At 67.8% G+C, this 21,517-nt stretch carries 23 protein-coding genes and 1 riboswitch; of the genes, 14 read left to right on the forward strand and 9 right to left on the reverse strand.

Going from position 1 to position 21,517, the window contains the following annotated elements:
- Positions 1 to 9 precede the first annotated feature (9 nt).
- Entirely contained in the window at positions 10 to 897 is an 888-nt protein-coding gene (locus tag DES45_RS20890) for an alpha/beta hydrolase (protein WP_114772225.1), read from the reverse strand.
- On the opposite strand from DES45_RS20890, the gene DES45_RS26160 reads away from it, so the two are divergent.
- Together DES45_RS26160 and DES45_RS20895 are read left to right on the forward strand one after the other, a co-directional pair.
- Positions 896 to 1,021, forward strand: coding sequence for a hypothetical protein (locus tag DES45_RS26160; RefSeq protein WP_281024103.1), 126 nt, complete (start codon positions 896 to 898; stop codon positions 1,019 to 1,021). The genes DES45_RS20890 and DES45_RS26160 overlap by 2 nt on opposite strands.
- A 233-nt stretch (positions 1,022 to 1,254) precedes the next feature.
- The gene (locus DES45_RS20895) at positions 1,255 to 2,151 is read left to right on the forward strand and encodes a LysR family transcriptional regulator (protein ID WP_114772227.1); all 897 of its coding nucleotides are present in this window, start codon (positions 1,255 to 1,257) and stop codon (positions 2,149 to 2,151) included.
- Between the two features lie 6 nt (positions 2,152 to 2,157).
- Here the strand turns inward: DES45_RS20895 and mutY are convergent, their stop codons facing one another.
- Positions 2,158 to 3,270, reverse strand: a complete 1,113-nt coding sequence (gene mutY / locus DES45_RS20900) for an A/G-specific adenine glycosylase (RefSeq protein WP_114772229.1) — start codon at positions 3,268 to 3,270, stop codon at positions 2,158 to 2,160.
- A gap of 57 nt (positions 3,271 to 3,327) precedes the next feature.
- Here mutY and DES45_RS20905 point away from each other — a divergent pair, with 57 nt between their 5' ends.
- The 9 genes from DES45_RS20905 to DES45_RS20945 all read left to right on the forward strand — a co-directional run bounded on the left by DES45_RS20905 (position 3,328) and on the right by DES45_RS20945 (position 11,677).
- Complete coding sequence (locus DES45_RS20905) at positions 3,328 to 3,831, forward strand: DUF721 domain-containing protein (protein ID WP_114772231.1); 504 nt, start codon at positions 3,328 to 3,330, stop codon at positions 3,829 to 3,831.
- Between the two features lie 73 nt (positions 3,832 to 3,904).
- Entirely contained in the window at positions 3,905 to 4,543 is a 639-nt protein-coding gene (locus DES45_RS20910) for a DsbA family protein (protein ID WP_114772233.1), read from the forward strand.
- A 45-nt stretch (positions 4,544 to 4,588) separates the two neighbouring features.
- Positions 4,589 to 8,047 carry a chromosome segregation protein SMC gene (smc, locus tag DES45_RS20915; protein ID WP_114772235.1) on the forward strand — a complete coding sequence of 1,153 codons (3,459 nt, stop codon included), beginning with the start codon at positions 4,589 to 4,591 and terminating at the stop codon, positions 8,045 to 8,047.
- Positions 8,048 to 8,256: 209 nt separating this feature from the next.
- Positions 8,257 to 8,628: an AtpZ/AtpI family protein gene (locus tag DES45_RS20920; protein WP_114772237.1), complete on the forward strand. Its 372-nt coding sequence runs from the start codon at positions 8,257 to 8,259 to the stop codon at positions 8,626 to 8,628.
- Between the two features lie 56 nt (positions 8,629 to 8,684).
- On the forward strand, positions 8,685 to 9,413 hold the full coding sequence (locus DES45_RS20925; protein ID WP_114772239.1) for a F0F1 ATP synthase subunit A: 729 nt from the start codon (positions 8,685 to 8,687) through the stop codon (positions 9,411 to 9,413).
- Between the two features lie 60 nt (positions 9,414 to 9,473).
- Positions 9,474 to 9,698, forward strand: coding sequence for a F0F1 ATP synthase subunit C (locus DES45_RS20930; protein WP_036357820.1), 225 nt, complete (start codon positions 9,474 to 9,476; stop codon positions 9,696 to 9,698).
- A 216-nt stretch (positions 9,699 to 9,914) separates the two neighbouring features.
- A complete protein-coding gene (locus DES45_RS20935; RefSeq protein WP_114772241.1) occupies positions 9,915 to 10,463 on the forward strand; it encodes a F0F1 ATP synthase subunit B family protein in 549 nt (182 codons plus the stop codon).
- Between the two features lie 15 nt (positions 10,464 to 10,478).
- Positions 10,479 to 10,964: a F0F1 ATP synthase subunit B family protein gene (locus DES45_RS20940; protein ID WP_114772243.1), complete on the forward strand. Its 486-nt coding sequence runs from the start codon at positions 10,479 to 10,481 to the stop codon at positions 10,962 to 10,964.
- Between the two features lie 65 nt (positions 10,965 to 11,029).
- Positions 11,030 to 11,677: an HAD family hydrolase gene (locus DES45_RS20945; protein WP_114772245.1), complete on the forward strand. Its 648-nt coding sequence runs from the start codon at positions 11,030 to 11,032 to the stop codon at positions 11,675 to 11,677.
- Between the two features lie 105 nt (positions 11,678 to 11,782).
- On the opposite strand, the gene gcvPB is transcribed toward DES45_RS20945, so the two are convergent.
- The 5 genes from gcvPB to gcvT are packed head-to-tail and all read right to left on the reverse strand — an operon-like array spanning position 11,783 to position 16,811.
- Positions 11,783 to 13,426: an aminomethyl-transferring glycine dehydrogenase subunit GcvPB gene (gene gcvPB / locus DES45_RS20950; protein WP_425374300.1), complete on the reverse strand. Its 1,644-nt coding sequence runs from the start codon at positions 13,424 to 13,426 to the stop codon at positions 11,783 to 11,785.
- On the reverse strand, positions 13,426 to 14,766 hold the full coding sequence (gcvPA, locus tag DES45_RS20955) for an aminomethyl-transferring glycine dehydrogenase subunit GcvPA (protein WP_114772247.1): 1,341 nt from the start codon (positions 14,764 to 14,766) through the stop codon (positions 13,426 to 13,428). Before gcvPA ends, gcvPB begins: the two co-directional genes overlap by 1 nt.
- An 18-nt stretch (positions 14,767 to 14,784) precedes the next feature.
- Positions 14,785 to 15,258, reverse strand: coding sequence for an OsmC family protein (locus DES45_RS20960; RefSeq protein WP_114772249.1), 474 nt, complete (start codon positions 15,256 to 15,258; stop codon positions 14,785 to 14,787).
- Between the two features lie 14 nt (positions 15,259 to 15,272).
- The gene (gene gcvH / locus DES45_RS20965; RefSeq protein WP_114772251.1) at positions 15,273 to 15,644 is read right to left on the reverse strand and encodes a glycine cleavage system protein GcvH; all 372 of its coding nucleotides are present in this window, start codon (positions 15,642 to 15,644) and stop codon (positions 15,273 to 15,275) included.
- Between the two features lie 18 nt (positions 15,645 to 15,662).
- Complete coding sequence (gene gcvT, locus DES45_RS20970; protein ID WP_114772253.1) at positions 15,663 to 16,811, reverse strand: glycine cleavage system aminomethyltransferase GcvT; 1,149 nt, start codon at positions 16,809 to 16,811, stop codon at positions 15,663 to 15,665.
- A 155-nt stretch (positions 16,812 to 16,966) separates the two neighbouring features.
- Positions 16,967 to 17,059, reverse strand: a riboswitch (glycine riboswitch).
- Positions 17,060 to 17,229: 170 nt separating this feature from the next.
- Between gcvT and DES45_RS20975 the strand changes: the two genes are divergently transcribed.
- Complete coding sequence (locus DES45_RS20975; protein ID WP_114772255.1) at positions 17,230 to 18,537, forward strand: hemolysin family protein; 1,308 nt, start codon at positions 17,230 to 17,232, stop codon at positions 18,535 to 18,537.
- Positions 18,538 to 18,562: 25 nt separating this feature from the next.
- Here DES45_RS20975 and DES45_RS20980 read toward each other — a convergent pair whose 3' ends face one another.
- Together DES45_RS20980 and DES45_RS20985 are read right to left on the reverse strand one after the other, a co-directional pair.
- Positions 18,563 to 19,126, reverse strand: a complete 564-nt coding sequence (locus tag DES45_RS20980; RefSeq protein WP_114772257.1) for a hypothetical protein — start codon at positions 19,124 to 19,126, stop codon at positions 18,563 to 18,565.
- Between the two features lie 31 nt (positions 19,127 to 19,157).
- Positions 19,158 to 19,670, reverse strand: a complete 513-nt coding sequence (locus DES45_RS20985; protein WP_114772259.1) for an invasion associated locus B family protein — start codon at positions 19,668 to 19,670, stop codon at positions 19,158 to 19,160.
- A gap of 309 nt (positions 19,671 to 19,979) precedes the next feature.
- Here DES45_RS20985 and coxB point away from each other — a divergent pair, with 309 nt between their 5' ends.
- Both coxB and DES45_RS20995 read left to right on the forward strand, forming a co-directional pair.
- Positions 19,980 to 20,840 carry a cytochrome c oxidase subunit II gene (gene coxB, locus DES45_RS20990; RefSeq protein ID WP_114772261.1) on the forward strand — a complete coding sequence of 287 codons (861 nt, stop codon included), beginning with the start codon at positions 19,980 to 19,982 and terminating at the stop codon, positions 20,838 to 20,840.
- Positions 20,841 to 20,870: 30 nt separating this feature from the next.
- On the forward strand, positions 20,871 to 21,517 hold a 647-nt coding region (locus tag DES45_RS20995), incomplete at its 3' end, for a cbb3-type cytochrome c oxidase subunit I (RefSeq protein ID WP_210210247.1).

Genomic DNA, 21,517 nt, shown 5'->3' on the forward strand with positions numbered 1-21,517 from the left:
GGATCGGCATCAGGCCGGGCATCCTCGCTCCTTGAGCCATCGCAGCAGCTCGGCATCGAAGAGCTCGCTCTCCTCGAATTGCGGCGTGTGACCGCTCTTCTCGAAGACGCGGACCGTCAGGTCGCGGAAGCGTTCCCGGTACGGCTCCCAGGTCTCGTAGGGCGCCACGAGGTAGTCGGAGCGCCCGAGCGCCAGCAGGACCGGGACGTCGAGTCCGTCGAGTCCCTTCGCGATGTCGATGTCGCGAAACACCTCGCCCCAGAGATGGTCGAAGGCCGGCATGTTCACGTGTACGCCCTCCCACAGGGGAGCCCCGTCGAAGGTGTGGTCGTACCAGCTCCGCGCGCCCATCCTGACGCAGTAGGCGACGAAGCGCTTCTCCGGCGCGGCCTCGATCTCGGCGGGAAGCAGCGCGAGATCGCGCGCGAGCCGCTCCTTCCGCTCAGGGCAGACGGATTCCTGCCAGTGCCGTTCGAGCGCCTGCATGTGCGCCGGGCTGTGGCTCGGCCCGGTGGCGATCATCACCACGTGCGAGACGTGGTCCGGATGGCGCTTGGCATATTCCAGCGCCATGTATCCGTGCCCGGAATGCCCGACGATCACGACCTTGCCGAGGCCGAGATGCCGGCGCGCGCGTTCGATGTCGTCGAGCACGAGGTCGAGCGCATAGTCGGCCACGGGCACGTCGCCGGACGCTTTCGCGAAGCCGCGATGATCGAGGAAGACGAGCCGCAGCGATTGCCGCAAGGCCGCCGAGAAGACGCGCGGGTAATAGACGGCGCTGCCGATCACGATGGCGGGCGGTCCGCTGCCCTCTACCGAATAGGCGAGCTCGAAGGCGCCCGAGCGGATCGTTCCGCGCATCGCGGCGCCGGTGGTGTTCTGAATTTGGGACATGGTTGTTCATCCGTTTGATCCGACCGAAGCCGAGGCCTCGGCCGACAAAGGCCATGACGAAGCGGCCCGGGAATCGGGCGGCCTGTCGGCGATCGTCGTGTCGGACAGCGTCGCTAACGGATGAGAGGCACGGGAATCGTCCTTCGCCAGATCGCCGCTCAGGGCGGCGCATCGCTCTTTTGCCGCAAAATCGGCCGCCTGTGAACAGGCGCGAGACCGCCACGGATGAAGAGCGCTCGCACATCTGCGCCGGGCTGCGCATTGCCCCCTCCCGCGCAAAGGTCGGGGCCATCTCAGCCTTGTGGAGCACGAGCGATCCCCCATGTCCAACGTCCCGAAAAGCTTTAGCATCGTCTCATGGCTGCTCCTTCTCTCGACCCACCCTGGCCCGCGGAGGCCGAACCGTCCTGGGACGATCTGCGGATCTTCCTGGCTGTGGTGGCTCATGGATCGATGAACGGAGCCGGCCGCTCCATGGGCCTGAGCCAGCCGACAGTCGCGCGTCGGGTCAAGGCCCTGGAGGAGACCCTCGGCGTCTCCCTGTTCCAGCGCGGCCCCAACAGCCTCGACCTGACGGAGGCCGGGCGCGCCGTGCTGGAGGCGGCCTCCCCCATGGCCGAGGCCGCGAACGCCGTTCCCAGGGTCGCCGCCGCCTACCGGCCGGATCCGTCGGCCCCGGTGCGGATCACAGCCACGGCCTCGGTGAGCCTGTTCCTGTCGCTCCACGCAGCGGAGATCCATGAGGCGGCGCAACCCGCCGAGACCGCCTACATCCCGACGCGGCGCAAGCTCGATCTCGCGGCCGGCGAGGCCGACATCGCCCTGCGCATGCGCACGCTCCCGGACGGGTCGGACGACCTCGTGGTGCGCAGGATCGGCCAGATCGCCTTCGCCATGTATGCGCGCACGCCCGATCCGCAGGCCGTCATCGCCCCGCCGGAAGACCCGACCCTCTCGCGCCAGGCCGCCTATGTGGCCGAGTTCGCGAAGGGCCGCACCATCTCGGCCCGCATCGGCGACATGCCGATCCGCTACCAGGCGGCGAGGACCGGCCTCGGCGCCGCCTTCCTGCCCTGCTGGCTCGGCGATTCGGACCCGGATCTCGTGCAGGTGACGAGGCCGCAGGGCGACCTGATCGAAGACGTCTTCCTCGTCATCCACCGCCGCAGCCGCAGCCGGGAAAGCGTCCAGCGCGTGGCGGATGCGCTCGCGACCCTGTTCAAGCGCCACCGGAAGGCGCTGGTGGGCGGCTGAAGCCGGTCAGGCATTCGCCTTCTTCGCCTTGGGCGCAGCCTTGGGGGCCGGCATGTCCCCCAGCGCATGGACCAGCACCTTCTTCATGGCGCCGGGCAGCGCCTCCTCGTGGAGCTGGTGGCGCGGGGTCCAGCGCATGTCTTCGGGGGCGGGTTCGTCCTTCGGGACTTTCGCGAGGAAGACCGTCAGCTCCAAGGGAAAATGCGTGAAGACGTGGCGGACGACGCCGGGCAGGCGCTTCCAGCGCGCCTCGATGGGCGCGTCCACCATGGCGCGGGCGGGCTCATAATCCGGCTCCCAGGCGCTGGTCGGCATCTCGACCATGCCGCCGAGGAGCCCCTGCGGCGGGCGGGTGCGCAGCAGGATGCTGTCATCGGCGCGCAGGACCACGAAGGCGGCGCCCTTGCGCAGCTGCCCCGTCTCCTTCTTCTGCTTCTTCGGGAACGTCTCCTGAAGGCCGGCGGCGCGCGCCTGGCAGGGCTGCATCCAGGGGCAGATGGCGCAGGCGGGGCGCTTGGGCGTGCAGATCGTGGCGCCCAGATCCATGACGGCTTGCGCAAAGTCGCCCGGCCGGTCCTCGGGAACGATCTCCTCGGTCAGGGCCCGGATGATGGGCTTCGCTTTGGGGAGCGGCTCCTCGACCATGAAGAGGCGGGACACGACGCGCTCCACGTTGCCGTCCACGGCGGCGGCCTTCCGGTCGAAGGCGATCGCTGCGACCGCGGCCGCCGTGTAGGCGCCGATGCCCGGGAGCTTGAGGAGCTCGGCCTCCGTTCCGGGGAAGCGTCCGTCATGGTTTTCCACAACCGCCTTCGCGCAGGCATGCAGGTTGCGGGCGCGGGAATAGTAGCCGAGGCCCGCCCAGGCCTGCATCACCGCGTCGGCCGGGGCTTCGGCCAGTGATTCGACCGTCGGGAAACGCTCCAGGAACCGCTCGTAGAAGGGTTTGACCGCCCCCACGGTCGTCTGCTGCAGCATGATCTCGGAAAGCCAGACGCGGTAAGGATCCGCGGTCTCGCCGGGCCTGGCGCGCCACGGCAGGTCGCGCCGGTGCCGGTCGTACCAGGCGAGGAGATCGTCGGAGCGAGGCTTGGTGGCGCGCAAGGCGGGCGTTAACATGTGACGTGGAATAACGAGCCCGCTTCAATATTCCAACGTGGCTTTTGGACCAACACCATGCGACAGCCGAGACACCGGCCCCGGCCCCTTGCCGAATTTCTCGACGTCTGTCTCAGTCCGAGCCTGGCGGCGCAGGGCTTCGCCACGTCGGACATCATCATGGCCTGGCGCGAGATCGTGGGCGACCGTCTCGCCGCCTTCACCCAGCCCCTGAAGATCGAGTGGAAGCGCAAGAGCCCCCATGCCGACCCGGAGGCGCGCGCCGACCCGGCGACCCTCGTGATCCGGGTCGAGGGCGCCTTCGCGCTCGAGATGCAGCACATGGCCCCGGTGGTGATCGAGCGGGTGAACGCCTATTACGGCTGGCGCTGCATCGGGAAGCTGGTGCTCAAGCAGGGGCCCGTCCGGCGACTCGAGAAGAAGAAGCCGGCGCCTCCGGTTCTTGGGCCCGAGGAGCGCCGGCGCCTCGACGGTCTCCTGGCGCCGATCGAGGAGGATGCCCTCAAGGCCGCCCTCGACCGCCTCGGGCAGGCGGTGGTCGGCTCGCGCACGAAAGCGTGACGGATCTCTCGCTTGCCACATATCCCAAGTCATTCTACCGCAGAACGACGTATCCTTACGGAGCCTTCTTCAGATGATCACCCGGCGTCAAACGCTTCAGCTTCTCGGCACCGCGGCCGCCACGGCCCTGATCGCCACGAGTTTCCCGGCCCTCGCTCAGAACGTCGCCCCGGCGGACCTCGCCACGGAAGGTCCCCTCGGGGACGTGGCCCTGGGTCCGAAGGACGCCAAGGTGACGATCATCGAATACGCCTCGCTAACCTGCTCCCACTGCGCCGCCTTCCACAAGGAGACCTGGCCCGAGCTGAAGAAGCGCTACATCGACACGGGCAAGGTTCGCTTCGTCCTGCGCGAGTTCCCGCTCGACCCCCTGGCCACGGCCGGCTTTATGCTCGCCCGCTGCGACGGCGAGAGCAAATATTACCCCATCACCGACCTGCTCTTCGACCAGCAGCGGAACTGGGCCTTCACCGACAAGCCCCTGGACGCCCTCCGGACCATGATGCGCCAGGCAGGTTTCTCACAGGAGAAATTTGATGCTTGCTTGAAGGACCAGAAACTTTATGACGCTGTGAATGCGGTGAAGAACCGGGGTATGGAGCAGTTCCGCGTGGACTCGACCCCGACCTTCTTCATCAATGGCCAACGCCACCCCGGAAACATGTCGATCGATGAGCTTGAGAAGATCATCAAGCCTCTGCTGGGAGAATAAGCTCCCCTGCCCCGCCCCGGCGGGGCGGGACGGAAAGGCGCGTCGATGAAGCTGACGCGCCTTCGCATCGCCGGGTTCAAGACCTTCGTCGAGCCCATGGACTTCCTGATCGAGCCGGGCCTGACCGGCGTGGTCGGGCCGAACGGCTGCGGCAAGTCCAACCTCGTCGAGGCCCTGCGCTGGGTCATGGGCGAGAACTCGCACAAGAACATGCGCGCCACCGGGATGGACGACGTCATCTTCTCCGGTTCGGGCAACCGCCCGGCGCGCAACTCGGCCGAGGTCCTGCTGACCATCGACAACGGCGAGCGCACGGCGCCCGCCGCCTTCAACGACTCCGACACCCTGGAGGTCTCGCGCAAGATCGAGCGCGAGGAAGGCTCGACCTACCGGGTCAACGGCAAGGAAGTCCGCGCCCGCGACGTGCAGCTCCTCTTCGCGGATGCCGCGACCGGCGCCCGCTCCCCGGCCCTGGTGCGCCAGGGCCAGATCAGCGAGATCATCTCGGCCAAGCCCCAGGCCCGCCGCCGCATCCTGGAGGACGCCGCCGGCATCGCCGGCCTCCATGCCCGCCGCCACGAGGCCGAGCTGCGCCTGAAGGCCGCCGAGGACAACCTGGTCCGCGTCGAGGACGTGCTGCGCGAGCTCGAAAGCCAGATCGAGAGCCTCAAGCGCCAGGGCCGCCAGGCCTCCCGCTACAAGAACCTGTCGTCCGAGATCCGCCGCCTCGAAGCGCTCATGTACGCGCTCGCCTTCGCAGATGCCCGCGAGCAGGCGGCCGCCGCCGAGAAGCAGGTGGCCGACAACCTCAAGGCGGTCGCGGACCTGACCGAGGAGCAGACCCGGGCCGCCACGGCCCAGGCGGTCGCCGCCCATGCGCTCCCCGGCCTGCGCCAGGAGGAAGCCGCCGCCGCGGCCGCCCTGCAGCGCCTCACCCATGCCCGCAGCGAGCTCGAATCGGAGGAGCGCCGCTCCAAGGACCGGGTGAGCGAGCTGGAGCGCCATATCGGCGACCTGAACCGGGATATCGCCCGCGAGGCGGTGCAGCGCACCGACGCCGAAGCGACGATCGAGCGCCTCAGGCAGGAGCAGGCCGAGATCGCCCTGACCACCGACGGGGCGGACGACACTCGCGCCGAGGCCCAGGAGCGCCTGACGAACGTGGAGGCGGAGCTGGCCGAGGCCGAGGCTTCTTTAAGCGCCCTCCAGGCCCAGACCTCCGACCTCAATGCCCGCCGCGCTGCCCTGGAGCGGGCCGTGCGCGAGGAGATGGAACGCGCCGCGCGCTTCGCGGCCGAGCGGGAGCGCATCGAGCGCGACATCGAGACCCTGTCCGCCTCGACCGACGATTCGCCGCCGATCGACGACCTGCGCGAAGAGGCCGCCATGGCCGAGGAGGCCGCGCAAGCCGCCGAAGAAGCCGTCATGGAAGCCCGCGAGTCGGTCGCGGCCGCCCGCGAGGCCGAGAACCGGCTCCGCCAGCCCCTCAATGAAGCCGAGCGCCAGGCCCAGCGGCTCGAGACCGAGGTCCGGACCCTCGCCAAGCTGGTCACCTCCGCGACCGGCGACCTCTGGCCTCCGGCCGTCGACCAGATCACGGTCCGGAAGGGCTACGAGACCGCCCTCGGCGCGGCCCTTGGCGACGACCTCGAGGCCTCCACCAACCCCTCTGCCCCGGCCCATTGGGCCGAGACCGGTGCCGGCGGGGACGATCCGGCCCTGCCGGAGGGCGTCCGATCGCTGGCCGACCTCTCGACCGCCCCGGCCGCGCTCCAGCGCCGCCTGCGCCAGATCGGCGTCGTCAGCAAGGAAGACGGCCTGCGCCTGCGGCACCTGCTCAGGCCCGGTCAGCGCCTGGTGTCCCAGGAGGGCGACCTGTGGCGCTGGGACGGCTTCACCACGGCGGCGGAAGCGCCCTCCCCGGCGGCCCGCCGCCTGGCCGAGAAGAACCGCCTCGGCGACCTGGAACGCGAGGCGGCCGAGGCCCGGGAGCAGGCCGAGCACCTGCGTCACGAGGCCGAGGAGGCCCTGAACACCGTCCGCGTCGCCGCGTCCCGTGAGATGCAGGCCATCGAGACCGCCCGCCAGACCCGGCAGGCGCTCGACGCCACCCGGACCCGCCTCGTCGCTGCCGAGCGCAAGGAGGCCGAGCTCGGCCAGCGCCGCTCCGCCCTCCAGGAGGCGCTCGCGCGCATCTCCGCCAGCGAGAGCGAGGCCCAGGAGCGGGCGGAATCCGCACGGGCCAACCTCGAAGACCTCGCGCCGGCGCCCGATCTGGAGAGCCGTCTGCTGGAGGAGCGCACCCGCGTGGCCGAGTTCCGCGCCGCCGCCTCCGAGGCACGCGCCGCCCTTCAGGCGCTCATGCACGAGGCGGAGCTGCGCCGCCGTCGGCAGGACGCGCTCGCGGCCGACATCCGGCTCTGGACCGAGCGCGCCGCCCGGGCCGCCAAGGCGCACGAGGACCTGGGCGAACGCCTGGAGCGGGCCCAGGACGAGCACCAGCGGCTGCTCGAAGCCCCCGACACCTACCTGCTGCGCCGCCGCTCCATTCTGTCGGAGATCGAGCAGGCCGAGGCCAAGCGCAAGGAGGCCGCCGACCGGCTGGCCGACGCGGAAACCCACCTGGCCGAGACCGACCGCGCCGCCCGCGCGGCCCTCGAAGCCCTCTCGGGTGCCCGCGAGTCGCGGGCAGGATCCCAGGCCCGCCACGAGGCGGCGGTCCAGCGCCTCGCCGAGATCACCCGCAACATCGCCGAGAACCTCGAGACTACGCCGGCCGGCCTGATCGAGATGGCCGGCCTCAAGGAGGGAGTCGAGCTGCCCTCGCAGGCGGAGATCGAGGCCAAGCTCCATTCGCTCAAGAACGACCGGGAGCGGCTGGGCGCTGTGAACCTGCGCGCCGACGAGGAGCTGGGCGAGCTCGAAGGCAAGTTCAACAGCCTGGCCGCCGAACGGGACGACCTGGTGGAGGCCATCAAGCGCCTGCGCCAGGCCATCGGCAGCCTCAACCGCGAGGGCCGCGAGCGCCTGCTCTCCGCCTTCGACGTGGTGAACGCCCATTTCAAGCGCCTCTTCACCACCCTGTTCGGCGGCGGAACGGCCGAGCTGACCCTCGTCGATTCGGACGATCCCCTCGAGGCGGGGCTCGACATCCTGGCGCGCCCGCCTGGCAAGAAGCCCCAGACCATGACCCTCCTGTCGGGCGGCGAGCAGGCCCTGACGGCGACGGCGCTGATCTTCGCCGTGTTCCTCACGAATCCCTCGCCGATCTGCGTGCTCGACGAGGTCGACGCGCCGCTCGACGACGCCAACGTGGAGCGCTACTGCGACCTTCTGGAGGAGATGGCGCGCCAGACCGAGACCCGCTTCGTGGTGATCACCCACAACCCGATCACCATGGCGCGCATGGACCGACTCTTCGGCGTCACCATGGCCGAACGGGGCGTGTCCCAGCTCGTCTCGGTCGACCTGCAGAGCGCCGAGCGCATTCTTGAGACGGTCTAAGGGTTTCAGCCGCGTCTTCGTTCCGCCTCAAAATCGTGGACGCTTTCACGCGAGGCCCGCGCAAATCGCCGAATTATCGTTACATTTCAAAGACTTGAATGTTTTCTGACGGTCCTTGACAGTAGGGACCCTCCCTCATATGTTGCGCGCGGCTTTCGGGGCCGGGCTCCCAGGACCTTTTCCCGCACTGCTGAGAAGGAGAAACGCGCATGGCGGATCCCACCAAGCAGGGCAATGGAAACGGTCGGGAACCGACCAGCTCCGACGATGCCGACCTTTCGGCGAGACTGAAATCTCTCGATGCACGGATCGACAAGGCATCCGCGCAACGACAGATCGCAGAACCGCCCGCCCGTCCGACATCGGATTCGAGCGCCCTCGGCCAAGCCTTTAGGCTTTCGGCGGAGTTCGTTTCCGGAGTGGCCGCCGGCGGAATCGTGGGTTGGCTCGTCGATCGGCTGTTCGGGTCCTCTCCTTGGGGGCTGATCATCTGTCTCATCCTCGGCTTCTGCGCCGGAATGCTCAATCTGATGCGAGCGTCCGGCGCGCTGAAAAGCGCCCGGTATGACGACAAGCGATGATCCCATTCACTTCGACAGCCGTACGGCGACAGGCAACAGGGATTTAAGAGCGGATCATGGCGAGCCCGATTGAGCAATTCCAGATCAAGCCCATCATACCTGTCCTCAACTTCACCAATTCGTCGCTGTTCATGGTCGGCGCGACCGCCCTCATCGTGGGCGGCCTGCTCTACGCGACCCGCAAGCGCGCCATGGTGCCGGGCCGCGCCCAGTCGGTCGCGGAAGGACTCCACGATTTCGTCGCCAACACGTTGACGGACGCGACCGGCAAGGAGGGGATGAAGTTCTTCCCCCTCGTGTTCTCGCTGTTCATGTTCGTGCTGACCGCGAACCTCCTGGGCATGATCCCAGGCTTCTTCACGGTCACCAGCCACATCATCGTCACCTTCGCGCTTGCGATGCTCGTGATCGGCACCGTGGTGATCTACGGCTTCCTCAAGCACGGCACCCACTTCCTCGGGCTCTTCGTGCCGTCGGGCGTTCCCGGATGGCTTCTGCCCTTCATCGTGGTGATCGAGATCATCTCGTTCCTGTCGCGCCCGATTTCGCTGTCGCTGCGTCTCTTCGCCAACATGCTGGCGGGACACATCGCGCTCAAGGTCTTCGCAGGCTTCGTGGTCAGCCTCCTGGCTGCCGGCGGCGCCCTGACGATCCTGGCTCCGCTGCCGCTTCTCATGGCGGTTGCTCTCATGGCGCTCGAGTTCCTCGTCGCCGCACTGCAGGCCTATGTCTTCACGGTCTTGACCTGCATCTACCTGAACGACGCGCTGCACCCGGGCCACTAGGTCTGCGCCGAGTTACAACACTCCCCTCCTCCCGATCACAGCTTCCTTAAGGAGATCACGATGGATCCGATAGCTTTCAAGTTCCTCGGCGCGGGCCTCGCCTGCATTGGCATGGGCCTCGCCGCCATGGGCGTCGGCAACATCTTCGGTAACTTCCTCTCCGGCGCTCTGCGCAACCCGTCGGCGGCCGACAGCCAGTTCGCTCGCGCCTTCATCGGCGCCGCGCTCGCGGAAGGTCTCGGCATCTTCTGCCTCGTCGTCGCTCTCGTTCTGCTCTTCACCTAAACCTGAGAACAGTCGATCGGGACGGCGGAGTGCCTGGCGCTTCGCCCTGCGAACCATGACGGCGGAACGACCGCCGTCATTCCTTGTTTCGAGATCCCGCGCGGACCGGACCTTCGGGCCCCGGATTTCGGAACCGACATTTTACCGGCACCTCGAGGCGAACGAACAATTCGCCGAGACTGCCCCCAAGTTCATCCGTCTTTTAGGATTGGCTCCATGGCTCAGGCTCAAACGACCCATGCTGCAACGGAAGCGCCGGGCGGCGCCCACGAAGATATCGGCTTCCCGCCCTTCGAGACGGAAACCTACGGCGGCCAGCTGCTGTGGCTCGCGATCACCTTCGCGGCCCTCTACTTCCTGCTCTCCCGCCTCGTCCTGCCGCGCCTGAGCGGCATCATCGAGACCCGCCGCGAGACCATCGCCCGCGACCTCGACGAGGCCGCCGCCATGAAGACCCGCGCCGAGGAGGCCGGCACGGCCTACGAGAAGGCTCTCGCCGAGGCCAAGGGCCAGGCCCAGCGCCTCGCGCAGGAGACCCGTTCGAAGCTCGCCGCCGAGTCCGACGCCAAGCGCAAGGCCCTCGAGGCCGATCTCGGCCAGCGCCTGGCCGAGTCCGAGACCACCATCGCGGCCAAGAAGACCGAGGCCATGAGCCATGTCCGCGCGATCGCGCAGGAGACCACGATGGCCATCGTCGAGCGTCTCTCCGGCCAGGCTCCCTCCCCGAAGGCGGTGGAAGCCGCCCTCGACCAGTCCAAGCTCTAAGATCAGGAGGCATGCATGTTCGCCAGCGCTGAATTCTGGGTCGCCGTCGCCTTCCTCATCTTCTGGGGCATCCTGTTCTATTACGGCGTCCCCGGTAAGCTCGTGACCTCCCTCGACAGCCGCGGCAAGCGCATCGCCGACGAGCTCGCCGAGGCCAAGCGCCTGCGCCAGGACGCCGAGCGGCTCCTGAAGGAGTTCGAGGCCAAGCGCGCCGCCGCCGAGCGCGAGGCCGCCGACATCGTCTCCACCGCCCGCGAGGAGGCCGAGCGCCTCGCTCAGGAGGCTCAGGAGAAGATGGCCGACTTCGTGCGCCGCCGGACCGCTTCCGCCGAGGCTCGCATCGCCCAGGCCGAGAGCCAGGCGTCCGCCGAGGTCCGCGCCGCCGCGGTCGATGCCGCGATCCGCGCCTCCGAGCGGGTGCTGCGCGAGCAGATCAGCGGCCCGACCGCCGCCTCGCTCGTCACCCAGAGCCTCGGCGACGTGCGCCGCAAGCTGCAGTGAGCGGAACCGAAACGGAACTGAAAAGGCCGCCTTCCGGGCGGCCTTTTTCGTTTGAGGAGTGAGCAATGCTTCTGATCTTCGACTGCGACGGCGTTTTGGTCGATTCCGAGCCCTTGAGCTGCCGGATCGACGCCGAGGTGCTCACGGGGCTCGGCGTCCCCTACACGGCCGAGGAGATCGCCCGCAGCTTCGTCGGCGTCAGCCAGAAGGACATGATCGCCCGCATCTCGGCCGAGCGCGGCCTGACGCTTCCGGACGATCTCGGCGACCGGATCAACCGGGCGCTCTTCGCACGCTTCGAGACCGATCTGAAGGCCATCGACGGCGTGCGTGACGCGATCCTCGCCCTCCCCTACCGGCGCTGCGTCGCCTCCTCGTCCCTGCCCCAGCGAATCGCCCTGTCGCTGCGCGTGACGGGCCTCGCGGATCTTTTCGAGAACGTCTTCAGCGCATCGGAAGTCCGCCACGGCAAGCCGGCGCCCGACCTCTTCCTCCATGCCGCGTTACGGATGGAGGCTGATCCTGCGACCTGCATCGTGATCGAGGATTCCATCGCCGGAGTCCAGGCCGCCCGCGCCGCCGGCATGCGCGTCATCGGCTTCACCGGCGGCGGCCATTGCGGGCCGGAGCATGGGGAGAGATTGCGCGAGATCGGCGCGACGACGATTGTGACTCGGATGTCCGACCTGCCGCAGGCCGTTGCGGCACTTTGATCATCGCCTCCCCATCAGGGAGGACTGCGAATTCCCTCGCTCGTTGAGAACAAAAATGGCCGGGCAAGCCCGGCCATTTCCTTTTCGCGAGTTCGTCGGACGTAATTACTCCGCGGCTTCCGCGATCGGAGCCGGCGGCGTCCACTTGAGGATCGGGTTGCGGGCCGCGCGGGTTTCGTCGAGGCGGCGACGGGGAGCGTGGTAGGGCGCGCCGGTGAAGCGTGCCGTGTCGCCCTTCTTTGCCGACATCGCGAGGTCGCGCAGGGTCGCGATGAAAAGGTCGAGGGACGTCTTCGATTCGGACTCCGTCGGCTCGATCAGCATGGCGCCGTGGACGACCAGCGGGAAGTACATGGTCATCGGGTGATAGCCCTCGTCGATCATCGCCTTCGCGAAATCGAGCGTGGTGACCCCCGTGTCCTTCAGCCAGGTATCGTCGAACAGCACCTCGTGCATGCAGGGCTTGTCGCCGAAGGGCTGCGAGAACAGGTCCGACAGCGAGGCGCGGATGTAGTTGGCGTTCAGCACCGCATCCTCCGAGGCCTGCTTCATGCCGTCCGAACCGTGCGACAGCATGTAGGACAGGGCGCGCACATACATGCCCATCTGGCCGTGGAAGGCCGTCATGCGGCCGAACGGCGACTCATCCGCATCGGCCGCGTTCTCGACCAGCGTCAGTTCACCGTCCTTCATGGTGACGAACGGCACCGGCGCGAAGGGCGCGAGGCGCGCCGAGAGCACCACCGGGCCCGAGCCCGGGCCGCCGCCGCCGTGCGGCGTCGAGAAGGTCTTGTGCAGGTTGATGTGCATGGCGTCGACGCCGAGGTCGCCGGGCTTCGCCTTGCCGACGATGGCGTTGAAGTTGGCGCCGTCGCAGTAGAAGTAGGCGCCCGCATCGTGGATCGCCTTGGCGATCTCCGCCACCTGGTTCTCGAACAGGCCGCAGGTGTTGGGGTTCGTGAGCATGATCGCGGCCACGTCCGGCCCGAGCAGCTTCTTCACGTCCTCCACATGCACCCAGCCGTCCTCGCGGGCCGGCACCGGCCTCACCACGAAGCCGATCAGCGCGGCGGTCGCCGGGTTGGTGCCGTGCGCCGAATCGGGCACGAGCACCACGTTGCGCGTCTTGCCCTCGCCCCGCGCCTCGATGGCGGCCTTGATCGCCATCATGCCGCAGAGCTCGCCGTGCGCGCCGGCCTTCGGCGAGAGCGCCACCGTGGTCATGTTGGTGAGCGTCACGAGATAGCGGCCGAGCTCGTTCATGAGCTCCAGCGCGCCCTTCACGGTCGAGACCGGCTGGAGCGGATGCACGTCCGAGAAGCCGGGCAGGCGCGCCATGCGCTCGTTGAGGCGCGCATTGTGCTTCATGGTGCACGACCCGAGCGGGAAGAGGCCCGTGTCGATGCCGTAGTTCATCTGGGACAGGCGCACGTAGTGGCGCATGGCCTCGGGCTCGGAGAGACCCGGCAGGCCGATCTCGTCCTTGCGCTCGAGCCCGCCGAGGCGCGGCTTGAAGTCCTCCGGTTCGTCGAGGTCGACGCCGGTCACGTCGTAGCGGCCGATCTCGAAGAGCAGCGGCTCGATCTGGGCCAGCGCCTTGTTGCCCGTGAAGGTCGGATGGCTGCCGGCGCCCGGGGTGGCGCGGCTGGCGTCGCCCTGAAGGCGCGCGGCCTCGTCGCCCATGCCGGCGGCGGGATCCGCCACGCCGTGGGCCTGCGGTGCGGTGGGACGTCCCTGGCGGTTCAACATCACAGAACCTCCTTCAAGGCGGCGGCAAGGGCCGCGCGATCATCATCGGTATTGACCTCGGTGGAGGCCACGAGAAGCAGATTGTCGAGGCCGGCCTTCGGCAGCAGGCGCGACACGGGCACGCCCGCGAGCACGCCCTTCTCGGCCAGCCGCTCCACGACCTCTGCCGCGGGCTTTGCGAGCTTCACGGTGAACTCGTTGAAGAAGGTCTTGTTGAGGACCTCGACGCCCTTCACTCCGCTGAGCTGGTCGGCGAGCTTCACGGCATTGGCGTGGTTGATGCGCGCAAGCCGCGTCAGGCCCGCCTGGCCAAGCAGGGTCATATGGATCGTGAAGGCGAGGCAGCACAGCCCCGAATTGGTGCAGATGTTCGAGGTCGCCTTATCGCGGCGGATGTGCTGCTCGCGGGTCGAGAGCGTGAGCACGAAGCCGCGGTTGCCGTCCGCATCCACCGTCTCGCCGCAGAGGCGTCCCGGCATCTGGCGGATGTACTTCGACTTGGTAGCGAAAAGCCCCACATAGGGGCCGCCGAAGTTCAGCGCATTGCCTATAGACTGGCCCTCGCCCACCACGATGTCGGCGCCCATGCTGCCAGGGGACTGGAGCAGGCCCAGCGACACGGCCTCCGTGAACACCGCGATGAGCAGCGCGCCGTGCTGGTGCGCCTTGTCGGCGATGGCCTTCAGGTCGCGCACGTTGCCGAACACGTCCGGCGTCTGCACGACGACGCAGGATACGCTGTCGTCGATCTGCGCGAGAATGTCCTCGGTGCCCGCCACGTCGGGCTTCATGGTGACGACCTCGTCGCTTGCCATGTCGGAGAGCGTGCGAACCACCTCGGCGTAGTGCGGATGCAGGCCGCCGGAGAGCACGGCCTTGCGGCGCTTGGTGACGCGGTGCGCCATGAGCACCGCCTCGCCCGTGCCGGTGGAGCCGTCGTACATGGAGGCGTTCGCCACATCCATGCCGGTGAGCGCCGCCACCTGGGTCTGGAACTCGAACAGGTACTGCAGCGTGCCCTGCGCGATCTCCGGCTGGTACGGCGTATAGCTCGTCAGGAACTCGGAGCGCTGGATCAGGTGATCCACCGTCGCGGGCACGTGGTGCTTGTAGGCGCCCGCGCCGACGAAGAACGGCACCGACGAGGCGGAGACGTTCCTGGCGGCCATGCGGGACAGAATGCGCTCGACCTCCAGCTCGCCCTTGCGGCGGGGAAGGTCGACCGGCTCCTTGAGGAGCATCTGCTTGGGGATGTCGGCGAAGAGATCGTCGACCGACTTGACGCCGATGCGGGCGAGCATTTCGCCGCGATCGGTGTCCGAGAGAGGAAGATAACGCATCGGTTTAATGCCTTGGGACTAATGCGACGGGATGCCCGCCACCTCGACTTCCGTCAGGACGGAATTCGCGATGAAGCATTCCTGGTGAGCCAGATGGTGCATGTCGGCGATCTGTTCGGGGGTGGGCCGCTTCTCGCCGGAGAATTCGATTGTCGGATCAAGGGTGACCTTGGACACGAAGAGCTTGCCCTTGGGGTTCTTGGTCATGACGCCGACGGCGCGGTCTTCGTAAGCATCGACCACGAACCTCTTCTTGGCCGCGATCGACAGGAAGGTGAGCATGTGGCAGCTCGACACCGCCGCCACGAAGGCCTCCTCCGGATCGACCGCGTCCTCGCGCGAGAGGGGCAAGGGCACGACGGAGGGTGACGACGACGCCGGCACCTGGACGCCGCCGTCGAAGGACCAGAGATGGCCGCGGCTGTAGCGGTTGTCGGAGAAGGTCTCTCCGTTGCGCGTCCAGCTGACCGTCGCCCGATATTCGTGTGCCATCGCCCAGTTCCCGATCAGAGGGACTTCACGAAGTCCTGGTACTGCTCCTCGGTCAGGAGACCGTCGAGCTCGCCCTGGTCGGCGAGGCGGATCTTCATGAACCAGCCGCGGCCGGCCGGGTCCTCGTTGACGGTGCCGGGAGAGGCCTCGAGGTCGCTGTTGACCTCCACCACCTCGCCGGAGACCGGCGCGTAGATCTCGCTCGCCGCCTTCACGCTTTCCACGACGGCCGCCTCGTCGCCCTTCTTGACCGTCTTGCCGATGCTCGGCAGCTCCACGAAGACGACGTCGCCGAGCTGGGACTGCGCATAGTCGGTGATGCCGACGATGCCGGCGTCGCCCTCGATGCGGATGTATTCGTGGTCCTTGGTGTAGCGGGTGGTCATGATCGTGCCCTCTGGTTGTCAGCGCTTGTAGCGGTGTGGTGCGAACGGCATGGCCGCGACCTTGGCCGGAATCGGCTTGCCGCGGACGATGAGATGGAGATCGGTGCCGGTGGCCGCGACGTCCTTCGAGACGTAGCCCATGGCCACGGGTCCGTTGACGGTGGGGCCGAAGCCACCCGAGGTGACGATGCCGACCTCGCGCCCGTCGGGCGTGGCGATGACGGCGCCCTCGCGGGCCGGAGCCCTGCCTTCGGGTTTCAGCCCGACGCGGACGCGGGCCGGACCTTCCTTGATCTCGCGCTGGACGCGGTCCGCGCCCGGGAAGCCCCCCTCCTCGCGGCGGCGCTTCTGGATCGACCAGATCAGGCCGGCCTCGATCGGCGAGGTGGTGGTGTCGATGTCGTGGCCGTAGAGGCACAGGCCCGCTTCGAGCCGCAGGGAATCACGGGCGCCGAGGCCGATGGGCTTCACCTCCGGATCGGTGAGAAGCGCCGTCCACAGGGTCGGGGCGTCGCCACCCTGGCAGGAGATCTCGAACCCGTCCTCGCCCGTGTAGCCGGAGCGGGAGACGTGGCACCAGATGCCGTCGATCTGCACGTCGGCCGACATCATGAAGGCGAGGTCGGCGACCGCCGGGGCCTTCCTGGCCAGCACCGCGGCGGCCGAGGGACCCTGGAGCGCCATGAGGCCGAGATCGTCCTTGCGCTTGAGCGTGACGCCCGCCGGCAGGCGGGCCTCGATATGGGCGTAGTCCTGCTCCTTCATGGAGGCGTTGACCACGAGATAGAGCCAGCCCTCGTGGCCGGGGGCGCCCACCCGGGTGACCATGAGGTCGTCGAGGATGCCGCCGTCGTCGGCCAGCAACTGCGAATAGCGCTGCTGGTTGGGCTTGAGGTTGAGCACGTCGGCCGGGATCAGGGCCTCGAGGGCCCGCGCCACGGTCTCGTGGCTCTTGTCATCGGCGATCAGGAAGGCCTGGCCCATATGCGAGACGTCGAACAGCCCCGCATGCTCGCGGGTCCAGTTGTGCTCGGTCAGGATGCCGGTGGGGTACTGGACCGGCATGTCGTAGCCCGCGAAGGGCACCATGCGGGCCCCGAGGGCCACATGCTCGGCATGGAGCGGGGTTTTCAGGAGCGGCTCGTCGGCGCGGACTGGCTCGGCCATGGGATCTTCCCTCAAAAGGCGCGTTTTCAACGGGCCTCCTGGCCCGCTGCTTGCGCCCCCTCTGTCCCGAGACCTGAGAGATTTCCCCTTGGTTGCCCAAAGGTTACGCCCGTCGGTGGGCGACGTTGCGAAACGTCGCCGCTTTCCAGAGTGCCAGCTCCCGCGCGGTCCTTTGGCCTGAGCGTTTCCGGGGCGGTTGCGCCTTCGGCGCCGGGCGTGGGTAGCCCGGTCTCTTCCGCGGGGATCAGCGGCTGCCCCACCTCTGAAGAGGAATCGCGATCCTGTCAACAAATCAGGCGCCGGCACGCGGAGTCTTCATGCACGAATTGACGGCACCGTCGATCCGCCCCATTTTAGCCGCTCGCTTTCACAGAAGGGGAGACAGGCGGCCTGACCGGGTCGGCAGCTCCTGACATCGTTGCTCGAACTGGCTATCGCCTTTTTTCTCATCGCCCTGAACGGCGTCTTCGCGCTTTCCGAACTGGCCATCGTGTCCGCCCGCCGCCCGCGCCTCAAGGCCATGGCCGAGCAGGGGCGCAACGGCGCCAACACGGCCCTGAGTCTCATGGAGGATTCCGGCCGCTTCCTTTCAACGGTGCAGATCGGCATCACCCTGGTGGGCATCCTGGCCGGCGCCTTCTCGGGCGCCGCCCTCGGCAGCCGGCTGACCGAGATCCTCCTGGACCAGGGCGTTCCCCAAGGGGCGGCCAATCCCCTGGGCTACGGCATCGTGATCGGCCTGATCACCTACCTGTCCATCGTGATCGGCGAGCTCGTGCCCAAGCAGCTCGCCCTGCGCCATCCGGAGGGCATCGCCTGCGCGGTGGCGCCCTTCATGCTGGTGCTGTCCAAGATCGCCGCGCCCGCCGTCTGGCTCCTGAACGCCTCGACCCGCCTCATCTTCGGGCTGTTCGGCAGCCCTTCGGACGGCGACAACACAGTGACGGAAGAAGAGATCAAGATGCTCGTCGGCGAGGCCGAGAGCGCGGGCGTGATCGAGGAAGAGGAGCGCCGCATGATCTCGGGCGTGCTGCGCCTCGGCGACAGGACCGTCCGGGGCCTCATGACGCCGCGCACCGACGTGGACTGGATCGACCTCCAGGACGACGAGGACACCACCCGCGCGCTCCTCATCGAGACGCCCCACTCGCGCCTGCCGGTGACGGAGGGCTCGTCGGACAACGTGATCGGCGTGGTGCAGTCCCGGGGCCTCCTGGCCTCGCTGCTGTCGGGCCAGCCGATGGACGTGCGCGCCCATCTCGAGCAGGCGCCCGTGATCCCCGACACACTCTACGCCCTGGACGCTCTCGCGGTCCTGCGCGACTCGGCCGTGCCGATGGCCCTCGTCCATGACGAATATGGCCATTTCGAAGGCATCGTGACTCCGGCGGACGCCCTGGAGGCGATCGTCGGCGCGTTCCGGTCCGACGGCGAGGCGCCCGATCCGGATGCCGTCCGTCGGGACGACGGATCATGGCTGCTCGCTGGCTCCATGCCGGTGGACGAAATGGCCGAGCTCCTCGGCGTCCATCTGCCCGAGAGCCGCAGCTATCATACGGTCGGCGGCCTCGTGATCAGCGAGATCCAGCACCTGCCCGAAACCGGCGAGCACGTGGACGCGCTCGGCTGGCGCTTCGAGGTGGTGGATCTCGACGGGCGCCGGATCGACAAGGTGCTCGCCATCAACCTCACGCAGCGGGCGGGCGTGACCGCCCCGCTGGCTTAAGCCTGGTCTCGGATACGCGGGCCGCTCAGCGGCCCGCGAGCGCGACCTCGATGTCGAAGGTGCTGGCATCGGCGGCCGGGACCACGATCCCCTCCTCCACGACGGCGAAGTTCGCCCCGGCCTGGCCGGCCGGGATCGACACCGCCGTGCGGCGCAGCCGGTTGGCGATGACCTTGTCGCCACGCTTCACCACGATCTTGACGGGCACGTCGAAGCGTCCCCCGCCGCCGCCCGCACCGAGCAGAGCGCGGCCTTCGACGCCGACCTTCACGAGAACGGTCCCGTCGGGCTGGCCGACGCATTCCCGGGCGAGATCCGAAATCGAGACCTGGCTCCGCAGCCCGGCGGCATCGCCAACGCGGCCGCCCGCATAGGAGCGCATGGTGGAGCCGCCGTCGGCGATCTCCACCTGCGGGCAGTAGACGTCCTCGACCTGCTGCTTCACGGGCGGCGGAACGGTGGGGCCCGCGAAGGCCAGCATGTTGCCGACGGTCGAGCCGCCCTCGCCGGGCGCGCCGCAGCCGGCCAGGACCGTAAGCCCCAGAAGCGCGAACGTCCGTCGGGCGTTCCTGCGAAGTTCACCGCTCATCAGATCCCCCTGTCGTTCTTATCGCCTGCCGTTACGGCAGTGCGTCGTAGCCGGTCCCGAACCCGTTGAGTGACACCGGAATGCCGATGCCTTCCTCGGGGGTCTGGAACACGATGAAGGTGCCGGTCTGGCCGGACTTCATCTGGTTGACCAGGTTGTCGTCCATGACGACCTCGGCGACGCAGCCCGTGGCGAGGCAGCGCACGAACCCCGCGCGGCCGATATCCGTCTCGTCGATCTTGAGGCCGAGGCCGGACGGCAGGAGAATACCCAAAGGCGCCACCACACGAAGGAGGCGGCTCTTCCCGTCCGCGGTTTTCAACACGATAATCACCAGCGTGATGTTGGGGCGATCCTCCGCCACCACGTTCTGGACCAGGGCGCATTGCTCCGCCGTCGCCCCGGCCGGGGTCTCGCAGCGCATCTGCCAGTCGCCGTAGGTGTTCTTGACCATGCCTTGAGCATGGGCGCCGCCGGCCATGGACACCGTCAGCAGACCGAACAATGCGGCCGCTCCACAGCTCACCCATCGTGACACGCTCATCAGGCCTCTCCGTCCTTGGGCCCGACCAACAGAACCTGGAACGGACCATTCACCATCTTTGGCCCGTTGGGACCATGGCAGGGGCCGGGCTGTCAAGCGAGAGGGTCCGGTCGGGCCCCGGAAAGGGCTCTTTGGCGGTTATGACGCACAAATTGCGTCGCTTGGCCCGTTGCGCTTGAGCGCGTCCTGTGGTCATAGACGCAGATCAAAAGGTGATGGCGCAGGCTGGGCACCCCATTTTGCGCGCCCGCGCCCTCCCCGATGCTTTCGTGGCCAGCGGCCATCTAATCTAGGAGCTTTGGAACACCGATGCGGATCGAGACCTTAGGACTTCGATCGGTGACCGCCCTCTCGACGGCAGCGGTCGCACTTGTATTGGGCATAAGTGCGGCATCGGCCGGCACTGGCCAGCCGAGCCCGTGGGAGACGGGCATGCAGGGAATGGTGACCGAGCTCGGACAGAACGTCTCCGACTTCCACACCTACCTCGTCTGGCTGATCACGGCGATCTGCGTCTTCGTGCTCGCGCTCATCGTGGCCATCGTCATGCGCTTCAACGAGCGGGCGAACCCGGTTCCCTCGCGCACGACACACAACACCCTCCTCGAGGTCGCCTGGACCATCGTCCCGGTTCTGATCCTGGTCGCCATCGCGATCCCGTCCTTCCGCCTCCTGCGCCAGCAGCTCATCACGCCGCCGGCCGACGTGGTCGTGAAGGCCACGGGTTATTCCTGGTACTGGGGCTACGAGTACCCGGCCGACCAGGGCGGCGGCTTCAAGTTCGACTCGAACATGATCACCGAGGAGAAGGACCGGAAGCCCGACCAGCCGCGCCTCCTCGGCGCCGACAACGCGCTGGTGGTTCCCGTGGGCAAGACCGTGAAGGTCCAGGTGACGTCCGCGGACGTGATCCACGCCTTCGCGATGCCGTCCTTCGGCATCAAGGTGGACGCCATTCCGGGCCGCCTGAACGAGACCTGGTTCCGCGCCGAGAAGGAAGGCGTGTACTACGGCCAGTGCTCGGAGCTCTGCGGCAACGGCCACCCCTACATGCCGATCGAAATCCGCGTCGTGAGCGAGCAGCAATACGCGGCCTGGCTGGCGGAGGCGAAGCAGAAGTTCGCCGCCACCGAGAGCCCGGCCCCGGTCAAGCTCGCCACCGCTCAGTAATCTGGATCAAAGGACCACAGAGGTCTCATCATGGCACATGCAGCTGATTCCGCTCACGCGGATCACCACGATCACGTTCCGACCTTCTGGCGCCGGTGGTTCTACTCGACGAACCACAAGGACATCGGCACGCTCTACCTCATCTTCGGCTTCACGGCCGGCATCGTGGGCGGCCTGCTCTCGATCGGCATGCGTCTGGAGCTCCAGGAGCCCGGACTCCAGTTCTTCTCCAACCCGCAGGCGTTCAACGTCTTCGTGACCGGCCACGGCCTCATCATGGTGTTCTTCATGGTGATGCCCACGCTGATCGGCGGCTTCGGCAACTGGTTCGTGCCGCTGATGATCGGCGCGCCCGACATGGCCTTCCCGCGGATGAACAACATCTCGTACTGGCTCACCGTCGCGGCCTTCTGCCTGATGCTCTGCTCGCTCTTCGTCGAAGGCGCTCCGGGCTCGACCGGCTTCGGCGGCGGCTGGACCGTCTATCCGCCGCTCTCGACCGCAGGCCATCCCGGCCCGGCGCTCGACTTCGGCATCCTGGCCCTCCACCTTGCCGGTGCGGCCTCGATCCTCGGCGCGATCAACTTCATCACCACGATCCTGAACATGCGCGCTCCGGGCATGACGCTGCACAAGATGCCGCTCTTCGCCTGGGCCATGCTCGTCACCGCGTTCCT

This window comes from Microvirga subterranea (assembly GCF_003350535.1).
Taxonomy (GTDB): Bacteria; Pseudomonadota; Alphaproteobacteria; order Rhizobiales; family Beijerinckiaceae; genus Microvirga; species Microvirga subterranea.